Annotated in this window: 16 protein-coding genes; 10 read left to right on the forward strand and 6 right to left on the reverse strand. The window is 60.3% G+C overall.

What is annotated here, in order from left to right; genetic code table 11:
* Positions 1–231 precede the first annotated feature (231 nt).
* The 6 genes from ACJ8IJ_RS22970 to recG all read left to right on the forward strand — a co-directional run bounded on the left by ACJ8IJ_RS22970 (position 232) and on the right by recG (position 6,922).
* Entirely contained in the window at positions 232–849 is a 618-nt protein-coding gene (locus ACJ8IJ_RS22970) for a trimeric intracellular cation channel family protein (protein WP_025304704.1), read from the forward strand.
* Positions 850–1,059: 210 nt separating this feature from the next.
* Positions 1,060–1,683: a guanylate kinase gene (gmk, locus tag ACJ8IJ_RS22975; RefSeq protein WP_004931218.1), complete on the forward strand. Its 624-nt coding sequence runs from the start codon at positions 1,060–1,062 to the stop codon at positions 1,681–1,683.
* Positions 1,684–1,737: 54 nt separating this feature from the next.
* Positions 1,738–2,013, forward strand: coding sequence for a DNA-directed RNA polymerase subunit omega (gene rpoZ, locus ACJ8IJ_RS22980; protein ID WP_004931221.1), 276 nt, complete (start codon positions 1,738–1,740; stop codon positions 2,011–2,013).
* 18 nt (positions 2,014–2,031) lie between these two features.
* Positions 2,032–4,143 carry a bifunctional GTP diphosphokinase/guanosine-3',5'-bis pyrophosphate 3'-pyrophosphohydrolase gene (gene spoT / locus ACJ8IJ_RS22985; protein ID WP_004931224.1) on the forward strand — a complete coding sequence of 704 codons (2,112 nt, stop codon included), beginning with the start codon at positions 2,032–2,034 and terminating at the stop codon, positions 4,141–4,143.
* A 5-nt stretch (positions 4,144–4,148) separates the two neighbouring features.
* A complete protein-coding gene (gene trmH, locus ACJ8IJ_RS22990; protein WP_442518940.1) occupies positions 4,149–4,844 on the forward strand; it encodes a tRNA (guanosine(18)-2'-O)-methyltransferase TrmH in 696 nt (231 codons plus the stop codon).
* Positions 4,841–6,922 (forward strand): ATP-dependent DNA helicase RecG, encoded by a 2,082-nt coding sequence (gene recG / locus ACJ8IJ_RS22995; protein WP_049240868.1) that lies wholly within the window; start codon positions 4,841–4,843, stop codon positions 6,920–6,922. The genes trmH and recG overlap by 4 nt, the downstream gene beginning before the upstream one ends.
* Before the next feature lie 46 nt (positions 6,923–6,968).
* On the opposite strand, the gene gltS is transcribed toward recG, so the two are convergent.
* Positions 6,969–8,180, reverse strand: coding sequence for a sodium/glutamate symporter (gene gltS / locus ACJ8IJ_RS23000; RefSeq protein WP_131165377.1), 1,212 nt, complete (start codon positions 8,178–8,180; stop codon positions 6,969–6,971).
* 240 nt (positions 8,181–8,420) lie between these two features.
* Here gltS and ACJ8IJ_RS23005 point away from each other — a divergent pair, with 240 nt between their 5' ends.
* Complete coding sequence (locus tag ACJ8IJ_RS23005; RefSeq protein WP_049278597.1) at positions 8,421–9,821, forward strand: nucleobase:cation symporter-2 family protein; 1,401 nt, start codon at positions 8,421–8,423, stop codon at positions 9,819–9,821.
* 128 nt (positions 9,822–9,949) lie between these two features.
* Positions 9,950–11,611 (forward strand): AsmA family protein, encoded by a 1,662-nt coding sequence (locus tag ACJ8IJ_RS23010; RefSeq protein WP_442518941.1) that lies wholly within the window; start codon positions 9,950–9,952, stop codon positions 11,609–11,611.
* Between the two features lie 37 nt (positions 11,612–11,648).
* Here ACJ8IJ_RS23010 and fabY read toward each other — a convergent pair whose 3' ends face one another.
* The 5 genes from fabY to typA all read right to left on the reverse strand — a co-directional run bounded on the left by fabY (position 11,649) and on the right by typA (position 16,577).
* A complete protein-coding gene (gene fabY / locus ACJ8IJ_RS23015) occupies positions 11,649–12,596 on the reverse strand; it encodes a fatty acid biosynthesis protein FabY (protein ID WP_004931235.1) in 948 nt (315 codons plus the stop codon).
* Between the two features lie 21 nt (positions 12,597–12,617).
* Positions 12,618–13,055: a D-aminoacyl-tRNA deacylase gene (dtd, locus tag ACJ8IJ_RS23020; RefSeq protein ID WP_025304712.1), complete on the reverse strand. Its 438-nt coding sequence runs from the start codon at positions 13,053–13,055 to the stop codon at positions 12,618–12,620.
* Entirely contained in the window at positions 13,052–13,945 is an 894-nt protein-coding gene (locus ACJ8IJ_RS23025; protein ID WP_004931239.1) for a virulence factor BrkB family protein, read from the reverse strand. The genes dtd and ACJ8IJ_RS23025 overlap by 4 nt, the downstream gene beginning before the upstream one ends.
* A gap of 51 nt (positions 13,946–13,996) precedes the next feature.
* Entirely contained in the window at positions 13,997–14,587 is a 591-nt protein-coding gene (yihX, locus tag ACJ8IJ_RS23030; RefSeq protein ID WP_004931242.1) for a glucose-1-phosphatase, read from the reverse strand.
* Positions 14,588–14,753: 166 nt separating this feature from the next.
* Positions 14,754–16,577 carry a ribosome-dependent GTPase TypA gene (typA, locus tag ACJ8IJ_RS23035; RefSeq protein WP_004931243.1) on the reverse strand — a complete coding sequence of 608 codons (1,824 nt, stop codon included), beginning with the start codon at positions 16,575–16,577 and terminating at the stop codon, positions 14,754–14,756.
* Between the two features lie 370 nt (positions 16,578–16,947).
* Here typA and glnA point away from each other — a divergent pair, with 370 nt between their 5' ends.
* Both glnA and glnL read left to right on the forward strand, forming a co-directional pair.
* Positions 16,948–18,357, forward strand: a complete 1,410-nt coding sequence (gene glnA, locus ACJ8IJ_RS23040) for a glutamate--ammonia ligase (protein WP_004931244.1) — start codon at positions 16,948–16,950, stop codon at positions 18,355–18,357.
* 194 nt (positions 18,358–18,551) lie between these two features.
* The gene (gene glnL, locus ACJ8IJ_RS23045) at positions 18,552–19,601 is read left to right on the forward strand and encodes a nitrogen regulation protein NR(II) (RefSeq protein ID WP_004931246.1); all 1,050 of its coding nucleotides are present in this window, start codon (positions 18,552–18,554) and stop codon (positions 19,599–19,601) included.

Consider the following 19,601-nt stretch of genomic DNA (forward strand, 5'->3'; position numbering starts at 1 on the left):
GAAGGATTCGCTGCAAAAATCATAGTCAGCGATGGAAATTAGCGCGAAATTTCTAATGCTTTCATTAACAGCAAGATGTTAAAAAAGGCTGGTTATCGGCAATAAAAATAGTGTTTGGATTAGCTATATTAATCCGAAATGCCATCGGTGAAAAAAACTCAGTGGCGCGCGTCCTCGGCGGCGATTACCCTGCCGGCCATCATTCTGACGCAAGTACGCTGTGAATCCCTTATGTTACTGAGCATCCTTTATATCATCGGCATCACCGCCGAAGCCATGACCGGCGCGCTGGCGGCCGGCCGCCGCCAAATGGACATGTTCGGCGTGATCATCATCGCCTCGGTCACCGCGATCGGCGGCGGGTCGGTGCGCGATATGTTGCTCGGGCATTTTCCATTGGGCTGGGTCAAACACCCGGAATACATCGTCATCGTCGCAATAGCGGCAATCGTCACCACCTGGGTGGCTCCTCTGATGCGCCATCTGCGCCGCCTGTTCCTGGTGCTCGACGCCGTCGGCCTGATTGTCTTCTCGATCATCGGCGCGCAGGTGGCGCTGGATATGGGGCACAGCGCCATTATCGCCGCCATCGCCGCGGTGATCACCGGCGTCTTCGGCGGGGTGCTGCGCGATATGTTCTGCAACCGTATCCCGCTGGTTTTCCAGAAAGAGATCTACGCCGGCATCTCCTTCAGCGCCGCCTGGCTGTATATCGGCCTGCAGCACCTCAGCCTGCCGCACAATCTGGTGGTGATCCTCACGCTGGTCGCCGGCCTGAGCGCGCGTCTGATCGCCCTGCGCTTCCGCCTCGGTCTGCCAGTGTTCAACTACCAACATCCGGATCACTGATCCCGGGGCGGCAGCGCGCCGCCGCTGGGCCAAAACTGCCAAAATATCGCTCTTCAGCGCGCATATTCGCGCATTCGACGCTTTTTCCGCGCAAAGCCACGGGCAAAATGCGAGCTAACGCTGCACCCGGCGCGTTAGCCGTGTATACTGTGCGGAGAAAATACACATCCGCTGTTTTTGGCATATCAACCGTTATCAACGAACATCATCATGGCTCAAGGCACGCTTTATATTGTCTCTGCTCCCAGTGGCGCAGGTAAATCAAGTCTGATTCAGGCTTTGTTAAAGACGCAACCGCTGTACGACACGCAGGTTTCGGTTTCGCACACCACGCGCGACAGCCGCCCGGGTGAAAATCACGGCGAGCACTATTTCTTCGTCTCGAAAGACGAATTCCGCCGGATGATCGAGCAGGATGCGTTTCTTGAGCACGCCGAAGTGTTCGGCAACTATTATGGCACCTCGCGCGCCGCCATCGAACAAGTGTTGGCGACCGGCGTAGACGTGTTTCTGGATATCGACTGGCAGGGCGCGCAGCAAATCCGCGCCAAAATGCCGCAGGCGCGCAGCATCTTCATTCTGCCGCCATCGAAGGAAGAACTGGGCCGCCGCCTGCGCGGGCGCGGGCAGGATTCCGAAGAGGTGATCGCCAAACGCATGGCCCAGGCCGTGGCGGAAATGACGCATTACGCGGAGTACGATTACCTGATCGTGAACGATGATTTCGATCTGGCGCTGTCCGATCTGAAGACCATCATTCGCGCCGAACGCCTGCGTTTGGGCCGCCAGTTGCTGCGGCATGACGCTTTAATCAGCAAACTATTGGCAGACTGAAGGCAGTTTCAGTATCATGCCCAGTCTTTTCGTCACCTGTGGAGTAGCACAAATATGGCACGCGTAACTGTTCAAGACGCTGTAGAGAAAATTGGTAACCGTTTTGACCTGGTGTTGGTCGCTGCTCGTCGGGCGCGTCAGATCCAGACCGGCGGCAAAGATGCACTGGTTCCGGAAGAGAACGACAAGTACACCGTTATCGCCCTGCGCGAAATCGAAGAAGGCCTGATCACCAGCCAGATCCTCGACGTGCGTGAGCGCCAGGAACAGCAAGAGCAGGAAGCCGCAGAGATTCAAGCGGTTACCGCGATTGCTGAAGGTCGTCGTTAATTAGACAGCGAGTCCGCCTTGTACCTGTTTGAAAGCCTGAATCTGCTGATTCAACGTTACCTGCCCGAGGAGCAGATTAAGCGCCTCAAACAGGCATACCTCGTCGCGCGCGACGCGCACGAGGGCCAGACACGCTCCAGCGGTGAGCCCTACATTACTCACCCGGTCGCCGTGGCCTGCATCCTGGCGGAAATGCGCCTCGACCACGAGACGCTGATGGCGGCGTTGCTGCACGACGTCATCGAAGACACCCCGGCCACCTATCAAGATATGGAACAGCTGTTCGGCAAGAGCGTCGCCGAACTGGTCGAGGGCGTCTCCAAGCTCGACAAGCTGAAGTTCCAGGACAAGAAAGAAGCGCAGGCGGAAAACTTCCGCAAGATGATCATGGCGATGGTGCAGGATATCCGCGTCGTGCTGATCAAGCTGGCCGACCGTACGCACAACATGCGCACCCTCGGTTCGCTGCGCCCCGACAAACGCCGGCGCATCGCGCGTGAAACCCTGGAAATCTACAGCCCCCTCGCCCACCGCCTGGGTATTCATCACCTGAAAACCGAGCTGGAAGAGCTGGGCTTCGAGGCGCTGTACCCAAACCGTTATCGCGTGATCAAGGAAGTGGTGAAAGCCGCGCGCGGCAACCGCAAAGAGATGATTCAAAAAATCCTCTCCGAGATCGAAGGGCGGCTGACCGAGGCCGGCATCGCCTGCCGCGTCAGCGGAAGGGAAAAACACCTTTACTCCATCTACCTCAAGATGCACCTGAAAGAACAGCGTTTCCATTCCATCATGGATATCTACGCGTTCCGGGTGATCGTCAAAGAGGTCGATACCTGCTACCGCGTGCTCGGCCAGGTGCACAGCCTGTATAAACCGCGTCCGGGGCGGGTGAAAGATTACATCGCCATTCCCAAGGCCAACGGCTATCAATCGCTGCATACCTCGCTGATCGGCCCGCACGGCGTGCCGGTCGAAGTGCAGATCCGCACCGAAGACATGGATCAGATGGCTGAGATGGGGGTGGCCGCGCACTGGGCTTACAAGGAAAGAGAACAGGGCGAAACCGGCACCACGGCGCAGATCCGCGCCCAGCGCTGGATGCAAAGCCTGCTGGAGCTGCAGCAAAGTGCCGGCAGTTCGTTTGAATTTATCGAGAGCGTCAAATCCGATCTGTTCCCGGATGAGATTTACGTTTTCACCCCGGAAGGCCGCATCGTCGAGCTGCCCGCCGGCGCCACGCCGGTCGACTTCGCCTATGCGGTGCATACCGATATCGGCCATGCCTGCGTCGGCGCGCGCGTCGATCGTCAGCCGTACCCGCTGTCGCAGTCGCTGACCAGCGGCCAGACCGTCGAGATCATCACCGCGCCGGGCGCACGGCCCAACGCCGCCTGGCTGAACTTCGTGGTGAGCTCGAAAGCGCGCGCCAAGATTCGCCAGATGTTGAAGAACCTCAAGCGCGACGACTCCGTCGGCCTCGGCCGCCGTCTGCTCAACCATGCGCTGGGCGGCAGCCGCAAACTGGCCGAAATCCCGCAGGAAAACATTCAGCACGAGCTGGATCGCATGAAGCTGGCGACGCTGGACGATCTGCTGGCGGAAATCGGCCTCGGCAACGCCATGAGCGTGGTGGTGGCGAAGAACCTGCAGGGCGATCAGTCCAGCCTGGGCACCTCTTCCGGCGTGCGCAACCTGGCCATCAAGGGCGCCGACGGCGTATTGATCACCTTCGCCAAGTGCTGCCGTCCGATTCCGGGCGACCCGATTATCGCTCACGTCAGCCCGGGCAAAGGGCTGGTGATCCACCATGAATCCTGCCGCAATATTCGCGGCTATCAGAAAGAGCCTGAGAAGTTCATGGCGGTCGAGTGGGATAAAGAGACCGAGCAGGAGTTCATCGCCGAGATCAAGGTGGATATGTTTAACCACCAGGGCGCGCTGGCCAACCTGACGGCGGCGATCAACGCGGCCGAGTCCAATATTCAGAGCCTGAACACCGAAGAGAAAGACGGTCGGGTGTATAGCGCCTTTATCCGCTTGACCACCCGCGATCGCATCCATTTGGCAAACATTATGCGTAAAATCCGTATCATGCCGGATGTGATCAAAGTTAACCGCAACCGAAACTAGCGCTTATGAGTCCTGAACGCTATGCGCGGATTTGTGAAATGCTCGCGACCCGGCAGCCGGATTTGACGGTCTGCCTGGAGCAAGTGCACAAGCCGCATAACGTCTCCGCCATTATCCGCACCGCCGACGCCGTCGGCGTGCATCAGGTCCATGCCGTGTGGCCCACTACCCGCATGCGCACCCTGGTTTCCTCCGCCGCCGGCAGCAACAGCTGGGTCAGCGTTAAAACCCACCGCACCATCGGCGACGCGGTCGGGCACCTGAAAACGCAGGGCATGCAAATTCTGGCTACCAACCTGTCTGCGCGCGCGGTCGATTTCCGCGAGGTGGACTACACCCGGCCAACCTGCGTGCTGCTCGGCCAGGAAAAAACAGGCATCACCGAAGAAGCGCTGGCGCTGGCCGATCAGGACATCGTCATTCCGATGATCGGCATGGTGCAATCGCTCAACGTCTCCGTGGCTTCGGCGTTGATCCTGTATGAAGCGCAGCGCCAGCGGCAAAACGCCGGCCTGTACCGTCGCGACAACAGTATGCTGGACGAAGAAGAGCAGCAGCGTCTGCTGTTCGAAGGCGGTTACCCGGTGCTGGCCAACGTGGCCAAGCGCAAAGGGCTGCCGCGCCCGCAGATCGATGAACAGGGCCAGGTGATCGCCAGCGCCGAATGGTGGGCGGCCATGCAGGCGACGGTGCGCAAATGAAAGGCCGCCTGCTGGATGCTGTCCCACTCACCACGCTTTCCGGGGTTGGCGCCAGCCAGGCGGGCAAATTGGCCAAACTCGGCCTCGACACCATTCAGGATCTGCTGCTGCACCTGCCGCTGCGCTACGAAGATCGCACCCGCCTCTATCCGATCAACGATCTGCTGCCTGGCATCTACGCCACGGTAGAGGGGGAAGTGCTGCGCAGCGACATCAGTTTCGGCCGCCGCCGCATGCTGACCTGCCAGATCAGCGACGGCACCGGCATCCTCACCATGCGGTTCTTCAACTTCAACGCCGCGATGAAAAACAGCCTGGCCACCGGCCGCCGCGTGACCGCCTACGGCGAGATCAAACGTGGCAACCACGGCGCGGAGATCATCCATCCGGAATACCGCATTCAGGGCGAAGCCAGCGAGGTTGAGCTGCAGGAGTCGCTGACGCCGGTCTACCCCACCACCGAAGGGGTGCGGCAGGCCACGCTGCGCAAGCTGACCGATCAGGCGCTGGCGCTGCTGGATACCTGCGCCATCGCCGAGCTGCTGCCGCCGGAGCTGAGCGGCGGCCTGATGAGCCTGCCGCAGGCGCTGCACACCCTGCACCGCCCGCCGCCGGACATCCAGCTGGCGGATCTGGAGCTGGGCAAACACCCGGCGCAAAAACGCCTGATCCTCGAAGAGCTGTTGGCGCATAACCTCAGCATGCTGGCGGTACGCGCCGGCGCCCAGAGTTACCGGGCGCAGCCGCTGCTGCCGGACGATCGGCTGAAAAACCGTTTTCTCGCCCAGCTGCCGTTCTCGCCGACCGGCGCGCAAACGCGCGTGGTGGCCGACATCGAAGCCGATATGCAAAAAGACTTCCCGATGATGCGGCTGGTGCAGGGCGACGTCGGCTCCGGCAAAACGCTGGTGGCGGCGCTGGCGGCGCTGCGTGCTATCGCGCACGGCAAACAGGTGGCGCTGATGGCGCCGACCGAGCTGCTGGCCGAGCAGCACGCCAACAATTTCCGCCAGTGGTTTGAACCGCTGGGGCTGGAGGTCGGCTGGCTGGCCGGCAAGCAGAAAGGCAAGGCGCGCATCGCACAGCAGGAAGCCATCGCCAGCGGCCAGGTGTCGATGGTGGTCGGCACTCACGCCATCTTCCAGGAGCAGGTGCAGTTCAACGGCCTGGCGCTGGTGATCATCGATGAGCAGCACCGCTTCGGGGTGCATCAGCGGCTGGCGCTGTGGGAGAAAGGCGAAGAGCAAGGCTTCCACGCCCATCAGCTGATCATGACCGCCACGCCGATCCCGCGCACGCTGGCAATGACCGCCTATGCCGATCTCGATACCTCGGTCATCGACGAGCTGCCGCCGGGCCGCACGCCGGTGACCACCGTCGCCATTCCCGATACCCGCCGCGCCGACATCATTCAACGGGTGAAAAGCGCCTGCCTGGAAGAGGGGCGGCAGGCTTACTGGGTGTGTACGCTGATCGAGGAATCTGAGCTGCTGGAAGCGCAGGCGGCGGAAGCCACCTGGGAGGAATTGAAAGCCGCATTGCCGGAGCTGAAGGTGGCGCTGGTGCACGGCCGCATGAAAGCGCAGGAGAAGCAGGCGGTGATGCAGGCGTTTAAACAGGGCGAGCTGCAGCTGCTGGTCGCCACCACGGTGATCGAAGTCGGCGTCGACGTACCGAACGCCAGCCTGATGATCATCGAAAACCCGGAACGGCTGGGCCTGGCGCAGCTGCACCAGCTGCGCGGCCGCGTAGGGCGCGGCGCGGTGGCCTCACACTGTGTGCTGCTGTACAAAACGCCGCTGAGCAAAACCGCGCAAACGCGCCTGCAGGTGCTGCGCGACAGCAACGACGGCTTCGTCATCGCCCAGCGCGATCTGGAGATCCGCGGCCCGGGCGAGCTGCTCGGCACCCGCCAGACCGGCAGCGCCGAATTCAAAGTGGCGGACCTGCTGCGCGACCAGGCGATGATCCCCGAAGTGCAGCGCGTCGCTCGCCACCTCCACCAGCACTACCCGGAACACGCCCAGGCGCTGATTGAACGCTGGCTGCCGGAGAAGGCGCGCTACTCCAACGCATAAAAAAGGGCGCCGCAGGCGCCCTCTTCTTTTTTTCTGGCTCGCGATATCACCCCACCGCCGGGAACACCGGCAGCAGCAGATACAGCTTGATGACGATGGCATTGGCGATATCGATAAAGAACGCCCCCACCATCGGCACCACCAAAAACGCCACGTGCGACGGGCCGAAACGATCGGTGATCGCCTGCATGTTGGCGATCGCCGTCGGCGTGGCGCCCATGCCGAAGCCGCAGTGGCCGGCGGCCAGCACCGCCGCGTCGTAGTTCTTGCCCATCACCCGGTAGGTGACGAATATCGCGTACAGCGCCATCACCAGCGTCTGCACCGCCAGGATCGCCAGCATCGGCAGCGCCAGCGAGGCCAGCTCCCACAGGCGCAGGCTCATCAACGCCATCGCCAGGAACAGCGACAGGCTGACGTTGCCCAGCACCGATACCGCCCGCTCAAACACGGTATAAAAACCGGTGAAGGCCAGCGTGTTGCTGAGGATCACCCCGACGAACAGCACGCAAACGAAGTTCGGCAGTTCAAACACCGTGCCGCTCAGCAGGCCGGCAATCAACTGCCCCAGGCTCAGACAGATGGCGATCATGGCGATGGTTTCGATCATCACCAGCGAGGTGATGAGACGGCCGCTTTCCGGCTTCTCGAAGCCGCTCGGCTGCACGCTGTCTTCCGGGGTACCTTCCGGCGTGGAGGAGTGCTTGACCAGATAGCGCGCCACCGGGCCGCCGATCAGACCGCCCAGCACCAGGCCGAAGGTGGCGCAGGCCATGGCGACTTCCGTCGCGTTTTCAAAACCGTAGCGCTCGATGAACAGCTTGCTCCAGGCCGCCCCGGTGCCGTGGCCACCCGACAGGGTGATCGATCCGGCAATCAGGCCCATCAGCGGATCCAGCCCCAGCATTTTCGCCATGCCGATGCCGATGGCGTTCTGCACGATAAGCAGCCCCAGCACCACGAACAGGAACACTACCAGCACCTTGCCGCCGGCGCGCAACCGCGCCAGGTTGGCGTTCAGGCCGATGGTGGCGAAGAAGGCCAGCATCAGCGGATCCTTCAGCGACATGTCAAAACTGACTTCCCAGTTGACGAGCTTTTTCAGGGCTAACAGCAGGAGGGCCACCAGCAAACCGCCGGCGACGGGAGCAGGAATGGTATATTTTCGCAGCAGGGGAATGGTTCTGACGCACTTGCCCCCGAGGAGCAAAACCAGCGTCGCCGCGACTAACGTGCCATAAGTATCAAGATGAAACATCCAGGTACTCCATGTAAGGGAAAAGATCCAAATAAAAATAATAAGTTATAGAAAACCACTTAGTTTTTAAACTTGATGAGTGCAGGATTAGAAGTAAAAAACGCTGAGATGACAAGAAAAAATGAATGAAAATGCGACATAAACGGGAAAGTCGGCAACATAATATTTACGCGCAACCGTTTGCTTTTGCGGGGCGGGGCATTAAAATGCCTGCTTTGCCGTATCTGGAAACGCCACACCATGAGCATGTCATCCTCCGAGCTTGATGCCGCGCGCCAAGCCGCCTCAGAACCCCGCGCCAGTGAACTGATTTATCGCCTGGAAGATCGCCCGCCGCTGCCGCAAACGCTGTTTGCCGCCGGCCAGCATCTGCTGGCGATGTTCGTCGCGGTGATCACACCGGCTCTGCTGATCTGCCAGGCGCTGGGCCTGCCGGCACAGGATACCCAGCACATCATCAGCATGTCGCTGTTCGCCTCCGGTCTGGCTTCCATTCTGCAAATCAAAACCTGGGGACCGGTGGGTTCCGGGCTGTTGTCGATTCAGGGCACCAGCTTCAATTTCGTTTCGCCGCTGATCATGGGCGGTCTGGCGCTGAAAAACGGCGGCGCCGACGTGCCGACCATGATGGCCGCGCTGTTCGGCACGCTGATGGTCGCTTCCTGCACCGAAATTTTGCTGTCGCGCGTGCTGCATCTGGCGCGCCGCATCATCACCCCGCTGGTTTCCGGCATCGTGGTGATGATTATTGGCCTGTCACTGATTCAGGTCGGTCTGACCTCGATCGGCGGCGGTTATGCCGCGATGAACGATCACAGCTTCGGCTCACCGAAAAACCTGCTACTGGCCGGCGCAGTGCTGGCGGTCATCATCCTGCTGAACCGCCAGCGTAACCCTTACCTGCGCGTCGCCTCGCTGGTGATCGCCATGGCGGTCGGCTATCTGTTGGCCTGGGCGATGGACATGCTGCCCGCCGACGCATCGGCAGCCCCCACGGCGGCGATCACCATCCCCACGCCGCTCTATTACGGCCTGGGCTTCGACTGGAACCTGCTGCTGCCGCTGATGCTGATCTTTATGGTCACCTCGCTGGAAACCATCGGCGACATCACCGCCACCTCTGACGTCTCCGAACAGCCGGTCAGCGGGCCGCTGTACATGAAGCGTCTGAAAGGGGGCGTACTGGCCAACGGCCTGAACTCGATGCTGTCGGCGGTGTTCAACACCTTCCCTAACTCCTGCTTCGGCCAGAACAACGGCGTGATCCAGCTGACCGGCGTCGCCAGCCGCTACGTCGGCTTCGTGGTGGCGCTAATGCTGATCGCGCTGGGGCTGTTCCCGGCGGTGGCCGGCTTCGTGCAGCACATCCCCGAGCCGGTACTGGGCGGCGCGACCATCGTGATGTTCGGCACCATCGCCGCCTCCGGCGTGCGCATCGTGTCGCGCGAGCGCCTGAACCGGCGCGCCATCATGATCATGGCGCTGTCGCTGGCCGTCGGCATGGGCGTCTCCCAGCAGCCGCTGATCCTGCAGTTCGCGCCGGACTGGCTGAAAACCCTGCTCTCTTCCGGTATCGCCGCCGGCGGCATTACCGCCATCGTGCTGAACCTGGTGTTCCCGCAGGAACACGAGAAAAAGTAACCCGCCCATTGGCGTTCAAACGGCCGCTTGCGGCCGTTTTTTATTGTCTATCAGACCATTGCCCTTGAGATGCCCGGCCAATTGCGGCATAAACAGGGTATCTTTTTTGACCGATGCGGATGTAGACGATGAAATTTATCGGAAAGCTGTTGCTGACGTTGCTGCTGCTGATCGTGCTGGCGGCGGTGGTGCTGTATCTGGTGGGGCAAACCCGCTGGGCGGCAGGCCGTCTGAGCGCCTGGATCAGCGATAACAGCGAATACCGCCTGTCGATAGGAAAAATCACCCACTCGTGGAATCAGCCGGGCCAGATCGGTCTGGAAGAGGTGCAGCTGGCGCGCAGCGGCCAGCCGCAGGCGCTGGCCGCCAAACGCGTCGATCTCGGCCTCAGCCTGCGCCAAATCACCGAACCGCGCTATTTTCACAGCGTCACGCTGCGCGACGGCACGCTGAACGTGCAGCCACAGACTGCTGCGCTGCCTGTACAGGCCGACGTGCTGCAGCTGAGCAACATGGCGCTGCAGTCCAACGATAGCGAGTGGCAGCTCAACGCGCAGCAGGTCAATGCCGGCATCACGCCGTGGCGCCCGCTGGCCGGCCATCTGCTGGGGGACAACAACCAGTTCCAGTTCAGCGCCGGTTCGATGACGCTGAACGGCATCCCCGCCTCGAAGGTGTTGGTGCAGGGGGAGCAAAAACAGGGCCAGCTGCTGTTGAACAACTTCGGCGCCGATCTGGCGCAGGGCGACCTGACCGGCGTGGCCAGCCGCGCCACCGACGGCAGCTGGCAGGTAGATCGCCTGCGGCTGAGCGGCGTGCGCATGCAGACCCCGATGACGTTGGCGGAATTCATGCGGCGCTTCACCGCTCTGCCGCCGGTCACCCTCAAGCGTTTCGATCTGATCGATGCGCGCCTGGAAGGCAAGGCGTGGGCGGTTAACGATCTCGACCTGTCGCTGCAAAACGTCAGCATCGAAAAAGGCGACTGGCGCAGTGAAGACGGCTCGCTCAACTTCAACGCCAGCGATGTGGTCAACGGCGGTTTCCACCTGATCGATCCGATAGCCACCCTGCGACTCTCCTCCGCCGGCATCGCCATTCAGCAGTTCACCACCCGCTGGGAAGGCGGGCTGCTGCGCACCTCCGGCAACTGGCTGCGCGCCGGCAAACGCCTGCAGCTGGATGAAGTGGCCATGGCGGCGCTGGAGTACCCCCTGCCTATCGACTGGCGCGAGCTGTGGCTGAAACCGCTGCCGGACTGGCTGGCGGAGGTGTACGTCACCAAGCTGACCACCAACCGCAATCTGATTATCGATATCAACCCGGCATTCCCGTTCCAGATCACCGCGCTGGACGGTTACGGCAGCAACCTGCTGCTGGCGCGCGACCACCAGTGGGGCATTTGGTCCGGTTCGCTAAACCTGAACGGCAGCGAGGCCACCTTCAACAAAATCGACGTGCGGCGCCCTTCGCTGGCGCTGAACGCCGACGCCAACCAGATCGCCGTCACCGAGCTCAGCGCCTTTATGCCCAATGGGTTGCTTGAGGCCAAAGCGACCGTCGATCAGCTGCCGGGCAAGCCGTTCCAGCTGACGCTGCACGGCCGTTCAGTACCGATCAACACCTTGCAGCAATGGGGATGGCAGCCGGTGCCGCTGACGGGTGACGGCAACCTTGAGCTGCAGTTGAAAGGGCTGCTGAACAGCGACGGGCCGTTCAAAGCTTCATTGAAGGGGACTCTGCAAGCCACCGCCGGCGACGGCCAGACGGTGAACCAACAGCTGCCGTAATCTATCGCGCGGCCCGCCGCCAGGCAAGGCCGCCGTTTTACTCTTCCAGCGCTTCGGAACCGCCCTGATCCAGCGGCACATCCGGCTCGGCCGGCAACACCATGTAAGTGCCTTCGAACACCGCGCCCTTATCCTCATCGCCGAACAGATGCACTTCGGCGTGCACGCGCGCGCGGCGGCCTCGCGCCAGACGCGCCAAATCACCGCTTAGCGAACCGAGATCCGCCACCGCCCGCGGCCTGCCGGTGATCGGTTTGCTGTAGCGAATGTGCGCGTCCGCCAGAATGATAGTGCCACCGAGATGGCGCTCGCGCAGCAGCAGCCAAATCAGCCCCCAGGCGGTCAGCGTCGCCAGCGAGAACAGGCTGCCGGCAAACAGCGTATGGTGCGGGTTCTGGTTGCCGATCTCCGGCATGGTGGTGACGAAGCGCTGGCCGGTGTACTGGCTGATGCGCACGCCCATCTTTTCGCTCAGGGGGATATGTTCATACCAGGCCTGCTGCAATTGGCCGCACCAGTCGGGGCGATGCAGGATATCGTCCAGCGTCGCTACCGGTTTGATCATCAAAAAGTGGCGGATCGGGGTGGTCTGCGGCGCAGTGATCTCGCCCTGATTAACGAACCCCAGCTTGGCAAAGAAATCCACCGCATCTTCACGGGCGCTGCACACCACCCGCTTCACGCCTTCCTGCCGCGCGACGGACTCCAGCGTCATCGCCACCAGCGTCCCCAGCCCTTTATCCTGCAGCGTCGGGTCTACCGCCAGAAAACGGATCGCCGCCTCGTTGTCGGCATTGATGTACAGCCGCCCGATGGCGACGATTTTACCGGCCTCGTCCACCACCATTTGGTGATGGGCCATGGCGTCATAGGCATCCTTTTCCGAACCCACCGGCTGGTGCAGCGGCTTGCGCAGCATTTCCCAGCGAAACTGGTAATACTCTTTCAGTTCTTGCTCTGTTACGGGTACTCGTAGGTGATACATAGACGCCTGTTCTCCGAATGCTTAGACCTGTAGCCAGAATGTCACCGGACCATCGTTGACCAGCGCCACCTGCATGTCGGCGGCGAACTCGCCGGTCTGGGTCTCTACGCCGCGTTCGCGGCACTGGCCAACAAAATATTGATACAACCGATCGGCTTCTTGCGGCGCGGCGCCGCGCGAGAAGCTGGGCCGCATGCCTTTCTGGGTGTCCGCCGCCAGGGTGAACTGCGAAACGACTAGCACGCTGCCCCCGGCCTGCTGGACGTTGAGGTTCATCTTGTCGTTCTCGTCGCCGAAAATGCGGTATCCCAACACGCGTTCGCACAGGCGCTGCGCTTTTTGCTCGTTATCGCCCTGCTCCACGCCCAATAACACTAACAAACCGGGGCCAATTTTGCCTACCGTCTCGCCACCCACCGTGACGCTGGCGTTTAACACCCGTTGAATTAACGCAATCATTCCTGCTGCCCTTCTGGTTTTGGTTCCTGTTGCTCCGCCTTCTGCCGGCGGTAGTCGCGGTATTCGCCGATGGTCACGGTAATTTCCGCGCCGAGTAACACGATACACCAGCTCCAGTAGACCCACAGGAATAAAATCGGGATCACCGCCAGCACGCCGTAAATCAGCTGATAGGAAGGGAACATGGTGACGTACAGCGCGAATCCCTTCTTGCCCAGCTCAAACAGCAATCCGGCCACCACCGCGCCAATCAGCGCGTCTTTGGGCGGCACGCGCACCGTCGGCACGATGCAATACAGCAGCCAGAAGGAGATGCACGACAAAATCAACGGGAAGATGCGCAGCACCTGATCCACCAGGCCATTGACACCGGTCTGCGCCAGCCAGTTGAGCGAAAGCAGGTAAGAACTGATGGCCATGCTGGCGCCCACCAGCAGCGGCCCCAGCGTCAGCACCATCCAGTACACGGCGAAGGAGAAGACGATCGGCCGTTTGTTCTTGCTGCGCCAGATGGTGTTCAGCACGCTGTCCACCGAGGAAATCAGCAACAGCGCAGTGACGATCAGCCCGCAGGTGCCGACGGCGGTCATCTTGTTGGAATTGGCGACGAACTGTTCCAGGTAGTTCTGGATCACGTTGCCGGCGGCCGGCACGAAATTGGAAAAGATAAAGCTCTTCAGCTGCTCGCTGATGTCGGAAAACATCGGGAAAGCCGCGAACAGCGCGAACACCACGGTGACCAGCGGCACCAGCGACAGCAGGGAAACATAGGCGAGATGGCCCGCCAACATCGTCAGGCCATCATGATCGATACGCTGGTACAGCAGCCGTCCGAAGGTGACGCCGGGCTTAATCGCAGAGGGCAGCTTCTTGCGGCGGAAAAACGACATGGTCACTCCTTGATGTCCGTTGATACGCCTTAAGCTTAACGCGCCCTGCGCTCATTGAGCAAAATAGGCCGGCACCACGTCGCGATCGGTGACGTGCACCGTCTTGATCCCCAGCGCCTGCGCGGCGAGGACGTTCGCCGGGTGATCGTCGAAGAACACCGCGTCGGCGGCGGCGGTGTTTTCCGCGGCCAGCACATGTTGATAGATATCGGCCTCCGGCTTGCGCATGCCGAGATCTTGCGACAAATAGAGATGATCGGCGGCGGCGGCCACTTCAGGATAGTGCTGCGGCCAGTAGTTGCAGTGCAGACGGTTGGTGTTCGACAGCACCACCACCCGGTGGCCTTCGTTGCGCAGGCGCTGCATGATGTCGATCACTTCCGGGCGCAGCGCGACAAATACCGCCTGCCAGCCGGTGGCGAATTGTTCGAAGCTGAGCGCAATGCCCATTTCATCGCACAGCTTGCCGGCGAAGTCTTCATCGCTGATTTCACCGCGCTCATGTTGCTGGAACACCTCACCCATGGCGAAACGATCGGACAGCACCGCCAACGGCGTGCCGCTCAAATTGCTCCACACGCCCAGCACACGCTTGAAATCGATATCGACGATCACATTACCTAAATCAAAGATATACAGCATAGTCCTCTCCTGATGGGCCGGTGAGATTTCACTGTAGCGGGAAAAGGAACAGCTGAACAGGGAGCGAACGGAAAAGCGCATAGCGCGCCGCACAAACGGGGAACAACAGAGGAAAAAACTCAGGGCGCGAGAACCGCGCCCTAAGCATGAGACACTCAATCAGCGATTAAGCGTCTTTAGGACCGCGGCTGGCACGCTTACGATCGTTTTCCGTCAGGTGACGCTTACGGATACGGATCGAGGTTGGCGTTACTTCTACCAGTTCGTCGTCATCGATGAACTCCAGAGCTTGCTCCAGGGTCATTTTGATGGCCGGAACCAGGGTAGTCGCTTCGTCAGTACCGGAAGCACGCATGTTGGTCAGCTTCTTACCGGTCAGGCAGTTTACGGTCAGGTCGTTGGAACGTGAGTGAATACCGATGATCTGGCCTTCATACACTTCCGCACCGTGGCCCAGGAACAGCTTGCCGCGATCCTGCAGGCCGAACAGCGCGAACGCGACCGCTTTGCCCTGGCCGTTGGAGATCAGCACGCCGTTCTGACGCTGGCCCACTTCGCCCGGACGCACGTCGTCGTAGTGGCTGAAGGTGGAGTACAGCAGGCCGGTACCCGAAGTCATGGTCATGAATTCGTTACGGAAGCCGATCAGACCGCGGCTTGGGATCACGTAGTCGAGACGCACGCGGCCCTTACCGTCCGGATCCATATTTTTCAGGTCGGCTTTACGCTCGCCCATCGCCTGCATCACGGAACCCTGATGCTGCTCTTCGATATCCAGCGTTACGTTCTCGAATGGCTCCTGCTTGCGGCCATCGATTTCGCGGAAGATAACTTTCGGACGGGAAACCGCCAGCTCGAAACCTTCGCGACGCATGTTTTCGATCAGCACCGACAGGTGCAGCTCGCCACGACCGGATACGCGGAAGGCATCCGCATCGTCGGTTTCTTCGACGCGCAGCGCCACGTTGTGCACCAGCTCTTTGTTCAGACGGTCAAGGATCTGACGCGACGTCACGTACTTGCCTTCTTTACCGCAGAACGGCGAGGTGTTGACGTTGAAGAACATGGTTACGGTCGGTTCGTCGACGGACAGCGCCGGCAGCGCTTCTACGGCGTTGGTGTCGCAGATGGTGTCGGAGATGTTCAGCTCGCCCAGGCCGGTGATGGCGATGATGTCGCCCGCTTCCGCCAGGGTGCTGTCGATACGCTCCAGACCCAGGTGACCCAGCACTTTACCCACTTTACCGTTGCGAGTTTTGCCTTCGCTGTCGATGATGGTGACCTGCTGGTTCGGCTTCACTTTACCGCGCTTGATGCGGCCGATGCCGATAACGCCCAGGTAGTTGTTGTAGTCCAACTGGGAGATCTGCATCTGGAATGGCGCTTCCAGCTCAACCTGCGGCGCAGACACGTGGTCGACGATAGCCTGATACAGCGGGGTCATGTCTTCCGCCATGTCGGTGTGGTCGACGCCGGCGATGCCGTTCAACGCAGAAGCGTAGATGATCGGGAAGTCGAGCTGCTCGTCGGTCGCGTCGAGGTTCACGAACAGGTCGAACACCTGATCCACAACCCAGTCAGGGCGCGCGCCAGGACGGTCAACCTTGTTGATGACCACGATCGGCTTCAGACCGTTGGCGAAGGCCTTCTTGGTCACGAAGCGGGTTTGCGGCATAGGGCCATCCATTGCATCCACAACCAGCAGCACCGAGTCAACCATCGACATCACGCGCTCTACCTCGCCGCCGAAGTCGGCGTGTCCCGGGGTATCCACGATGTTGATACGGTAACCGTTCCAATTAATGGCGGTGTTTTTTGCGAGGATGGTAATCCCACGCTCTTTCTCCAAATCGTTGGAGTCCATTACGCGTTCGGTGGCTTCCGCACGCTCTCCGAAAGTACCGGATTGTTGCAGCAGCTTATCAACCAGGGTGGTTTTACCATGGTCAACGTGGGCAATAATGGCGATGTTACGCAAATTTTCGATCACAGCTTTGCCTCGGGCATTAGAAATAGCGCGCTATTGTACACGTATTAAGCGAGGGACTAAACAAGATCACAACCATCTCTTATAAACAACCGCGTACCGGTCAGTTTGTGATCCCTTTCACGGTGCAAAAAGCCGCAATCGTTGCACTTTTGCACCATTTCAGTGCCCACACTCACCCCAATTGCACCATTTCAGTGCAATTTATCACTGATGGTGCATACTGTGGTTGGGTAAAACCCGCACAGAAAGGCGATGAAAGCCTTTTTTAAAAGTTGGCACGCTTTTCGCTTTAGTCTTTTCAAGGCGAAAAAAAGCCAGTTCCACAGATTCGTTCCACGACGACGACAATGATAAACCGGGAGAGTTAAGTATGTCCGCTGAACACGTTTTGACGATGCTGAATGAGCATGAAGTGAAATTCGTAGACCTGCGTTTCACTGACACCAAGGGTAAGGAACAGCACGTGACTATCCCGGCTCACCAGGTAAACGCCGACTTCTTCGAAGAAGGTAAAATGTTTGACGGCTCCTCTATCGGTGGTTGGAAGGGCATCAACGAATCTGACATGGTGCTGATGCCGGACGCCAGCACGGCGGTTCTGGATCCGTTCTTCGAAGAACCTACGCTGATCATTCGCTGTGACATTCTCGAGCCGGGCACCATGCAAGGCTACGATCGCGACCCGCGTTCCATCTCCAAACGCGCCGAAGACTTCCTGCGCTCCTCCGGCATCGCGGACACCGTGCTGTTCGGGCCAGAGCCTGAGTTCTTCCTGTTCGACGACATCCGCTTCGGCAGCAGCATCCGCGGTTCCCACGTGGCGATCGACGATATCGAAGGCGCCTGGAACTCCGGCACAAAATACGACGGCGGCAACAAAGGCCACCGTCCGGCGGTGAAAGGCGGTTACTTCCCGGTTCCACCGGTCGACTCTTCGCAGGATCTGCGTTCCACCATGTGTCTGACCATGGAAGAGATGGGCCTGGTGGTTGAAGCGCACCACCACGAAGTGGCGACCGCCGGTCAGAACGAAGTGGCGACCCGCTTCAACACCATGACCAAGAAAGCCGACGAAATTCAGATCTACAAGTACGTGGTGCACAACGTGGCGCACGCCTTCGGTAAGACCGCGACCTTCATGCCGAAACCCATGTTCGGCGACAACGGTTCCGGCATGCACTGCCACATGTCGCTGTCCAAGAACGGCACCAACCTGTTCGCCGGCGACAAATACGGCGGCCTGTCTGAAACCGCACTGTTCTACATCGGCGGCATCATCAAGCACGCCAAGGCGATCAACGCGCTGGCCAACCCGACCACCAACTCGTACAAACGTCTGGTGCCAGGCTACGAAGCGCCGGTGATGCTGGCTTACTCCGCCCGTAACCGCTCCGCGTCCATCCGTATCCCGGTGGTCGCCAGCCCGAAAGCGCGCCGCATCGAAGCCCGCTTCCCGGATCCGGCGGCTAACCCATACCTGTGCTTCGCCGCGCTGCTGATGGCCGGCCTGGACGGCATCATCAACAAGATCCATCCTGGCGACGCCATGGACAAAAACCTGTACGACCTGCCGCCGGAAGAAGAAGCCGAGATCCCAAAAGTGGCCGGCTCGCTGGACGAGGCGATGGCCGCACTGAACGAAGACCGCGAGTTCCTGACCCGTGGCGGCGTGTTCACCGACGATGCGATCGATGCCTACATCGAACTGCGCAAAGAAGAGATGGACCGCATTCGCATGACGCCACACCCGGTTGAGTTCGAACTGTACTACAGCGTCTAAGTTCTACCCGCGCCGTCTGCCCTGGCGGACGGCGCCCACAATTTTTGTTATCGCTTTTTTGTTGCCGTGGAAACTTTCAGCCCATCTTCGGATGGGTTTTTTTCTCCACCGTATTTTCTGCAAAACTATTCCATACCGCGCCGATCCCGGATGGAGTAGGATAGATGCACTAAAAAGGTGCAGGAGTCTGCTGTATGGCAACTGGCAAGCTGCCCGATGCTGGGCAGATCCTCAATTCACTCATCAACAGCATCCTGCTGTTGGATGACTCACTGGCGGTTCACTACGCCAACCCGGCGGCACAGCAGTTGCTGGCGCAAAGCTCCCGCAAGCTGTTCGGCACGCCGCTGCCCGATTTGCTCGGTTATTTTTCGCTGAACGTCTCTTTGATGCGCGAAAGCCTGCGCGCCGGACAGGGCTTCACCGACAACGAAGTGACTCTGGTGGTCGACGGCCGCGCGCATATCCTTTCCCTGACCGCTCAGGCGCTGCCGGAAGGCTATATCTTGGTCGAACTGGCACCGATGGACAATCAGCGCCGCCTGAGCCAGGAACAGCTGCAGCATGCCCAACAGGTGGCGGCCCGCGATCTGGTGCGCGGTTTGGCGCACGAAATTAAAAACCCGCTGGGCGGCCTGCGCGGCGCGGCGCAGCTGCTGGCCAAAGCGCTGCCCGATCCGGCGCTGACCGAATACACCAAGGTGATCATTGAGCAGGCCGATCGGCTGCGCAATCTGGTGGATCGTCTGCTCGGGCCGCAGCGGCCCGGCCAGCACATCACCCAGAGCATCCATCAGGTCGCAGAGCGCGTCTGCCAGCTGGTGTCGCTGGAAATGCCGGATAACGTCACGCTGGTGCGCGACTACGATCCCAGCCTGCCGGAAATGGCCCACGACCCGGATCAGATAGAACAGGTGCTGCTGAACATCACCCGCAATGCGCTGCAGGCGCTGGGTGAGGCGGGCGGCACCATCACGCTGCGCACCCGCACCGCGTTTCAGATTACGTTGCACGGCACCCGCTACCGCCTGGCGGCGCGCATCGACGTCGAAGACGACGGCCCCGGCGTGCCGGCGCAGCTGCAGGACACGCTGTTCTACCCGATGGTCAGCGGCCGTGAAGGCGGTACCGGCCTGGGATTATCCATCGCCCGCAATCTGATCGATCAGCATTGCGGAAAAATTGAGTTCAACAGTTGGCCAGGTCATACCGAATTCTCGGTCTACCTGCCCATTCGCCAGTGA

It is taken from the genome of Serratia sp. CY40230, from assembly GCF_052168835.1.
GTDB classification, from domain to species: domain Bacteria; phylum Pseudomonadota; class Gammaproteobacteria; order Enterobacterales; family Enterobacteriaceae; genus Serratia; species Serratia nematodiphila.

Excerpts from the sequence above, each read along its gene's own strand:
- fabY (WP_004931235.1), bottom strand. The coding sequence starts at position 12,596 with ATGTATCACCTACGAGTACCCGTAACAGAGCAAGAACTGAAAGAGTAT.
- rpoZ (WP_004931221.1), top strand. The coding sequence starts at position 1,738 with ATGGCACGCGTAACTGTTCAAGACGCTGTAGAGAAAATTGGTAACCGT.
- ACJ8IJ_RS23025 (WP_004931239.1), bottom strand. The coding sequence starts at position 13,945 with ATGTCGTTTTTCCGCCGCAAGAAGCTGCCCTCTGCGATTAAGCCCGGC.
- ACJ8IJ_RS23010 (WP_442518941.1), top strand. The coding sequence starts at position 9,950 with ATGAAATTTATCGGAAAGCTGTTGCTGACGTTGCTGCTGCTGATCGTG.
- glnL (WP_004931246.1), top strand. The coding sequence starts at position 18,552 with ATGGCAACTGGCAAGCTGCCCGATGCTGGGCAGATCCTCAATTCACTC.
- ACJ8IJ_RS22970 (WP_025304704.1), top strand. The coding sequence starts at position 232 with ATGTTACTGAGCATCCTTTATATCATCGGCATCACCGCCGAAGCCATG.
- gmk (WP_004931218.1), top strand. The coding sequence starts at position 1,060 with ATGGCTCAAGGCACGCTTTATATTGTCTCTGCTCCCAGTGGCGCAGGT.
- glnA (WP_004931244.1), top strand. The coding sequence starts at position 16,948 with ATGTCCGCTGAACACGTTTTGACGATGCTGAATGAGCATGAAGTGAAA.
- trmH (WP_442518940.1), top strand. The coding sequence starts at position 4,149 with ATGAGTCCTGAACGCTATGCGCGGATTTGTGAAATGCTCGCGACCCGG.
- gltS (WP_131165377.1), bottom strand. The coding sequence starts at position 8,180 with ATGTTTCATCTTGATACTTATGGCACGTTAGTCGCGGCGACGCTGGTT.
- yihX (WP_004931242.1), bottom strand. The coding sequence starts at position 14,587 with ATGCTGTATATCTTTGATTTAGGTAATGTGATCGTCGATATCGATTTC.
- ACJ8IJ_RS23005 (WP_049278597.1), top strand. The coding sequence starts at position 8,421 with ATGAGCATGTCATCCTCCGAGCTTGATGCCGCGCGCCAAGCCGCCTCA.
- dtd (WP_025304712.1), bottom strand. The coding sequence starts at position 13,055 with ATGATTGCGTTAATTCAACGGGTGTTAAACGCCAGCGTCACGGTGGGT.
- recG (WP_049240868.1), top strand. The coding sequence starts at position 4,841 with ATGAAAGGCCGCCTGCTGGATGCTGTCCCACTCACCACGCTTTCCGGG.